At 44.0% G+C, this 6257-nt stretch carries 7 protein-coding genes; 1 reads left to right on the top strand and 6 read right to left on the bottom strand.

Features of this window, described 5'->3' with window-relative positions; translation table 11 throughout:
* Positions 1–145 precede the first annotated feature (145 nt).
* Positions 146–370: a helix-turn-helix domain-containing protein gene (locus tag EIZ58_RS35300; protein ID WP_370297890.1), complete on the bottom strand. Its 225-nt coding sequence runs from the start codon at positions 368–370 to the stop codon at positions 146–148.
* Positions 371–914: 544 nt separating this feature from the next.
* On the opposite strand from EIZ58_RS35300, the gene EIZ58_RS32525 reads away from it, so the two are divergent.
* Complete coding sequence (locus EIZ58_RS32525) at positions 915–1478, top strand: CBO0543 family protein (RefSeq protein ID WP_134705205.1); 564 nt, start codon at positions 915–917, stop codon at positions 1476–1478.
* Positions 1479–1610: 132 nt separating this feature from the next.
* Here EIZ58_RS32525 and EIZ58_RS32520 read toward each other — a convergent pair whose 3' ends face one another.
* The 5 genes from EIZ58_RS32520 to EIZ58_RS32500 all read right to left on the bottom strand — a co-directional run bounded on the left by EIZ58_RS32520 (position 1611) and on the right by EIZ58_RS32500 (position 6048).
* Positions 1611–1838, bottom strand: a complete 228-nt coding sequence (locus EIZ58_RS32520) for a hypothetical protein (RefSeq protein ID WP_134705204.1) — start codon at positions 1836–1838, stop codon at positions 1611–1613.
* A complete protein-coding gene (locus EIZ58_RS32515; RefSeq protein ID WP_134705203.1) occupies positions 1835–3040 on the bottom strand; it encodes a Ger(x)C family spore germination protein in 1206 nt (401 codons plus the stop codon). Before EIZ58_RS32515 ends, EIZ58_RS32520 begins: the two co-directional genes overlap by 4 nt.
* Positions 3037–4146, bottom strand: a complete 1110-nt coding sequence (locus EIZ58_RS32510) for a GerAB/ArcD/ProY family transporter (RefSeq protein WP_205672449.1) — start codon at positions 4144–4146, stop codon at positions 3037–3039. Before EIZ58_RS32510 ends, EIZ58_RS32515 begins: the two co-directional genes overlap by 4 nt.
* Positions 4143–5702, bottom strand: a complete 1560-nt coding sequence (locus EIZ58_RS32505) for a spore germination protein (protein WP_134705202.1) — start codon at positions 5700–5702, stop codon at positions 4143–4145. The genes EIZ58_RS32510 and EIZ58_RS32505 overlap by 4 nt, the downstream gene beginning before the upstream one ends.
* Before the next feature lie 121 nt (positions 5703–5823).
* Entirely contained in the window at positions 5824–6048 is a 225-nt protein-coding gene (locus tag EIZ58_RS32500) for a helix-turn-helix domain-containing protein (protein WP_134705201.1), read from the bottom strand.
* Between the last annotated feature and the right edge of the window lie 209 nt (positions 6049–6257).

The following is a 6257-nucleotide window of genomic DNA, read 5'->3' as shown; positions in this document are numbered from 1 at the left end:
TGCTTTTACCCTACTCCTTAGCTTGATGGGCATGGGGTAGTACCAACAAAACGCGGAAAACATACGCTAAGACATATTTTGGAAACCAAAAAGACGATTCTCTTACGCTTAGAAAAGAAGAACCGTCTTTTATTCGTTTATTCCTCTATCGATTCCCGAAATGGTTTTTGGTTAAACGCGTTGGCTTTCTTGTCGATCGTTTCATGATTAAACCGTTAAGTCCTTGTTCCTTGTAGGCGTCAATATAAGCTTTGATTGTTTTGTTCGTTCTTCCCAGAATGAGAGCAATCTGGCTGACCGTATTTCCCATAAGAGGAAGCCGGATGGTTTGATACCGTTCATACGTCCGCCGGTCTTTTGATTGTTTGATTTGTTACTCGACCGCTTTTAAATCCGTTTTCGTATTCTCCAAGATATATCACCCGTTCGTATGAGATTTGATAATCTCTTCGACGTACGGAGGTGGAAAATCCTTCTAGGGAAATTGTAAGTTCAACTTATATAGAAGATAACTGCTAATTAAATATTCACGTTTGCAATTGGGACTTCAAATAATTTATTTTATCTATTTTTATAAATCGACAATTGGGAACAAGGGGACTTTTTCGTAACAATAGGGTGAAATCATTCAACATTCTGGCTAAAAAAGAACACTCACTTTCGTGAATGAAAAGTTCTAATCCATACTTGTAAATACCATCTTTCATTTCCCTGCACCAAACAACAACTCCATAAAATTTGATGATTTTTACGTCTTCCTGTTATTACAGGATGTTGCCCAATACCTCAATAACAAAGGGAAGCAAGCGATGGCACACTGCTCCTCAACAATCGTTCCCGTTTAACAAGACTAAATTAAGGAAACAATTATGTGTGTCTTCAAACATGTAGAAATAACAGGAGAATTAACGAAAATGACTTATCCTTCATATGATGAAATCGAGAAAATACGAATAACTTTAAAAGAAGCAACAATCGAGCATTGGCTTCATACTGAATTGTTTCAGTTTAATTGGTGGTTAAATCTCATATTAGCATTACTTCCATTGTTCATATGGTGGAAAATAGTCGATAAAAGCAAACTCTTTCAAATACTCACCTACGGTCTTATGGTGGGTGTTGTGGCAATTATATTAAACATTGTTGGCATTAATTTAGTTTGGTGGGGGTATCCAAATAGTCTATTACCCATGATTCCTCCAATTTTTCCTTTCGACATATCGATAGTTGCCGTTTTGAACATGATATTATTTCAATATTTTCATACTTGGAAATCGTTTCTAAAAGCGAAATTGGTTTTGGCAACTACCTATTCCTTTATTTTTGAACCATTGCTTGTGAAGTTAGGGATATACCAATTACATACATGGAAATATTGGTATTCATTTCCAATATATCTTATTATAGCAGTGTCTCTTAAGTGGTTGGTACAAAAAATGGAACAATTATCAGTTAATACACCTAAACAAAAATCTTAGTAAAAGCAAACAGAGGTTATACCAACAAAACGCGGAAAGTATGTAAGACATATTTTGGAAAATGAAAAGCCGACTTTTCCTTCGGAAAAACCGGCTTTTGTTCGTATATTTAGCTATTGATTTTATTTATGTCTATTTCTCAAGAATCTTACCAAGAGGCTTATATATCGCTTCAATTAGCTTAGGTGGTCCGGGCATTTCCGGGAAGTACAAAAGCAGTACGGAGAGAAGAAAGCCCATTGCGGTTAAAGCCACAAAGGCCGCCTTCTCCTTTTTCTGGTTTGGATTAATTTTGGGCCATTCAAATAAAGTTATCAGCAGGACAACGAATAGGATCCCTAACATTGCTCCGAATTTCACTTTTTCTTCACCTCTTTTTCCGGTAATCCCGGGACGCTACTTAACCCAGGTCGGAGGATTTTCACTTTGGCTTCGATGCTGACCTCCACTTGGGGAAAGAGGTCCTCCCAATGGTCCTTCATATCCTCCCACTCTTTCGGGTAATTTCGGTAAAATGCTTCGGCAAACCCGAAAATATCTGCATTCATCTTCTTCTGTCCCTGGTCAAGGGCCATCCGGATGCGGTTTTTCAGATCGGTTTCCGCTTCTTTTTCGAGATTTTCTATAAAATCCGGATTCATCACGTTCAAATTGGTTGCGTTCTGCATCAGATCGTCTTTGGTTTCCGCTTTGATCAGGATCTTAAGCTTTCCATCCTCAAGCTTCGGTATTAACTCCGTTTTAGCCTGCAGCATGTCCATGGATATGAAGCCATCGGCCTCTTCCGGGGTGATCGTAATGACGGCTCTTTTGATCTCGTTTCTGATCCACAGCACGCCCCGGGTTACTTTATCATCCATACGGCCTACCATTTTGTCCTTTTTAAAAACCGCAATCCCATTAACCCTTAACACCGCCAATGGCTCTTTGATTTCCTCTTCGATCAGAGCCGGTGCCGGTTCAACCCAAGGCATTACGGCAGCCCCGGCTTCTCCGCCTAGCATCTGCAGCAGATCTTTCGTCGTTACCATCATTCCGAACCCGAGATTTACCAATTCCCGAAGTTGTTCGGCAGTATACAGCTCAAGGGGAGGGACTCCCTTCATGATATCCGATGCCTTTTTGGCGACAAATACGGAAGAGCGCAGGCGAGGCTCCACAAATCGGGAAAAAAAGTCAAAATGCTCGAGAATACCCTCTTTGGCCAATGCCTCGCCAATCACAACCACCTCTGTATGTCCCCAGAAGAGCTTGCGGGGAATTTTTTCCTGAAGCTTGGACATTGCATCAGCCAGTGTTACTCCTGTATCCGATCTGACTTCAAACGGTTTGCCTCCACCGCTTCCCCCTGAGCCCTGCTGCCCGCCGCCAACCATCCTGGGGATGATAAATTCTACCGTCAGCTCGATCGTTTTTTCCCCTTTTTTGTCAATGCCGACCGCGGTCACAATCGCAATGTCATTTACTTCCTTGCGGTCCCAGCACCCGGGAAGGATTAGAAGTCCCAGTAGCAGTGGAATGGCGTGAATCGTTTTTAATTTACGGAGATCAACGTCCTTCATGCCTGCTGTGCCCCCTTTTTCTGCTGATTCTTTTTCCGCAGAAGCGCGATAAGCAAGAGCAGAATAGGGATAAGCAGTTCACTGCTGATGTTATAGAAAGGTGCAATCGTTCCTAAAAAAGAGGCTAAATAGGACAGATTAGGTCCCATCCATATGCTGGACGCCGCCAATAAAAAACCAAGCGGAAAGACGACTGGACGGTAATCGGAAAGATTCAGCCATTGAGCCGTCCCTAGAGCAAGAGCATAATAATACACAGAAAATTTCAGAAATACACCTACTACCCATATGGCCATGGTAATCGACTCCAGATGCTCCAAAAAGTCGGCTAAACTGATATAGCGGGCAACGCTCATGGCCGGATAGATTAACTTGGCGCTCAAACCACCGAAAACAAGAAGCACGGCGATATTGATGGCAGCCAAGGTGACCATAATGGCGATGACAGATATATTCGCCCATTTCAATCCTTTCTCCCCTTCCCCTAAAAAGGGAAGGAGAAAAGCAAGTACCATGAAATGGGTAAACCAGCCCATGGGAGGAATGGACCCCAGAAGAGAAGGCATAATGCCCTTCGCCAGGATGGGAAACATGTTGTCCGTTTCCATATCCGGCAGGGTCAGGAGGATGGTCAGGATCCAAAATAGAATTACAATTGGAACGAACATCTGGGATTCTCTCCCCAAAACCTCTACTCCTCCGCCCACAGCAAAGGCACTGAGCAAGGTCATGCTACCGATGACCAGGATCATGGGCGTGGTGGGAAGAAAAATACCGACGACAAACTCCCCGTACTGTCTAAGAATCATGCTGTCGGCATAATAGATATAAAACAAAATCAAAAAACCGAGCAATTTCCCCGGTATCCTGCCGGCAATCTGCTGGCTGTATTGGATGATCGTCTGCTTTGGATAGAGCCGGCTTAATTGATAGACAACATACACCGTAAGAAAACCGCCGAGGGAAGCCCATATCGGCGAGAGCCACATATCTCGCTCGGCAAGCTTGCCGGTAATCGCCGGTATCAGCAGATCGCCCGTGGCGACCACCAATGGGTACATCATGAACGCCATCTGCAAAGCGGAAATTTTCCCTTTCTCGATCACTCCTTCTCACCCCCTCTAGTCGGACCGGGTTTCTGACCCGGAGCCTGGCGGTGTGGGTTAGCCTCTCCGGTCAGGCGCGGCCGCGTGTTTAGCATCCACCATGGCGCCCGAATAAGGACGTCTTTCATTTCCTTCCCCTTCATGGGAGCCATCGGACTGAGGTAGGGAACCCCGAATGAACGCAAGGTACATAAGTGGGTGATAATGGCGATGATGCCGAGCATCACCCCGAGCAATCCTAATGTTCCGGCAAGAATGATCATAGGGAAACGCAGCATCCTCAGTGCGATCCCCCCCGTATAGCGGGGAAACGTGAAGGAAGCGATCCCCGTAATGGCCACGACCATGACCATGGGAGCGGAAACGAGACCGGCTTGCACGGCTGCTTGTCCGATGACCAGGGCGCCGACAATGCTGACGGCAGCCCCAATCTGTTTAGGCAGGCGAAGCCCTGCCTCGCGCAGGGCTTCAAACGTAATCTCCATGATCAGCGCTTCGATCAGCGCCGGAAAAGGAACCTGTTCCCGGGCGGCGGCCATGCTGATCAAGAGTGACGTCGGCACCATTTCCTGGTGATATGTCATAACGGCCACATACAGCGAAGGAAGCAGAAGCGCAATCAGTAGGAACAAAAAGCGCAGCCAGCGGATGGCCGTTCCGATCATCCACCGTTCATAATAATCTTCAGCAGCTTGCAGCAAGGCATAAAGGGTTGTTGGAACGATTAGGGCAAATGGAGTACCATCCACCAGGATCACGACCTTCCCCTCCAAGAGGTGGGAAACCGCCACATCCGGACGCTCTGTATTGAGGGTTTGAGGAAACGGGGAAAAGGGATTGTCTTCAATCATTTCTTCGATATATCCGCTTTCCAGTACCCCGTCCATCTCTATTCGCTGGATTCGTGCTGTTACTTCTTCAATCAGGGTGGGATCAGCAATTCCTTCAATATAAGCAAGCACCATTTCGGTTTGAGTGTATCTACCGGCTTTTAGCGATTTCATTTTTAATTGAGGGGTTTTCAACTTTCGTCTTAGAAGCGACGTATTTACGCCCAATGTTTCTGTAAACCCGTCGCGTGCCCCCCGTACTACAGATTCAGCTGTCGGTTCTTGAATGGAGCGCTTCTCCCATTTTGCCAGACTCAATGAGAATCCCAGCTTTTCCCGGTCGATCAGCAGCACCGGATTGCCAATCGAGATGTGTTCTATGCATTCGGCAAAAGTGAGGACTTCTTTCACCTTGGTTACGGTCAGTTTCGTTTCCAGCAATTCATGGGTACTGTTCCATTTCCCGGCTGACTCCTGCATCAAGGGGGAAAGAACACTCGTATTCATTTCTTCGATGTTCGACATACCTTCTATATAAATGAGGACCGCCTTTTTTTTGCCGCCGATCATAAACGAGCGGAAAACAACATCCGAGCAATCTGAATAAATCGAACGAATCCATTCAATATTTTGATTCAAATCTGAAGAGATAGGAACCTGCTGCTTTTCAACCTGCTGTTGTTTGTTTATTTTTTTGTTTTTGCCAAACCGTTTTTTGAAAAACATAGAGATTCCTACTTTCCATTCGTAAAAATATATGAAAAAGGTGTTTAAACCTCATGACTTGAAAACCTGTTGAAATGAAACATCCATGTTGTATCAATAAGGAACAAATAACAAGGAACATCTATGTATCCCAGAAGTCAACTTGTTCTATCGTTGGATCAATTTCCCTTAATGTATCAATAATTCTATGAGCATTCTTTATGGTTGGAAAACGATTTTCATCATTGGCCAATTGACATATTGTACCTTTACTTATTCCACTGCGATTAGCTATCCAACTCTGTTTAATACCTTTCGTTTCAAGCCATTTTCCAAATTTACTTCTTTGTTTAAGGGACTCTCTCATGATCTTCACCTCTAAGATCATTAATCTCCTTGATTTTCTGTTTTTAAACATTTATTTATATGATCAAAATAAATATTTAATAGAATCGTACATCTGTAAAGAATCCACTTTGTATGGAAAGACAGTTATTTAGAATTCCACTCGCTAGTGATGTGAAAATTTCATCTCAAAAACGTTCGAATTTACCGTAAAAACGAGAAAATCGAGCG

The sequence above is a fragment of the Ammoniphilus sp. YIM 78166 genome (assembly GCF_004522215.1).
Taxonomy (GTDB): Bacteria; Bacillota; Bacilli; order Aneurinibacillales; family RAOX-1; genus YIM-78166.
Note: the sequence above shows the minus strand (reverse complement) of the source record. Positions and strands in the feature narration are given on the sequence as shown.

What these genes read in the sequence shown, in the direction of transcription:
- EIZ58_RS32525 (WP_134705205.1), top strand. Translation starts at nt 915, where the DNA reads ATGACTTATCCTTCATATGATGAAATCGAGAAAATACGAATAACTTTA.
- EIZ58_RS32505 (WP_134705202.1), bottom strand. Translation starts at nt 5,702, where the DNA reads ATGTTTTTCAAAAAACGGTTTGGCAAAAACAAAAAAATAAACAAACAA.
- EIZ58_RS32515 (WP_134705203.1), bottom strand. Translation starts at nt 3,040, where the DNA reads ATGAAGGACGTTGATCTCCGTAAATTAAAAACGATTCACGCCATTCCA.
- EIZ58_RS32500 (WP_134705201.1), bottom strand. Translation starts at nt 6,048, where the DNA reads ATGAGAGAGTCCCTTAAACAAAGAAGTAAATTTGGAAAATGGCTTGAA.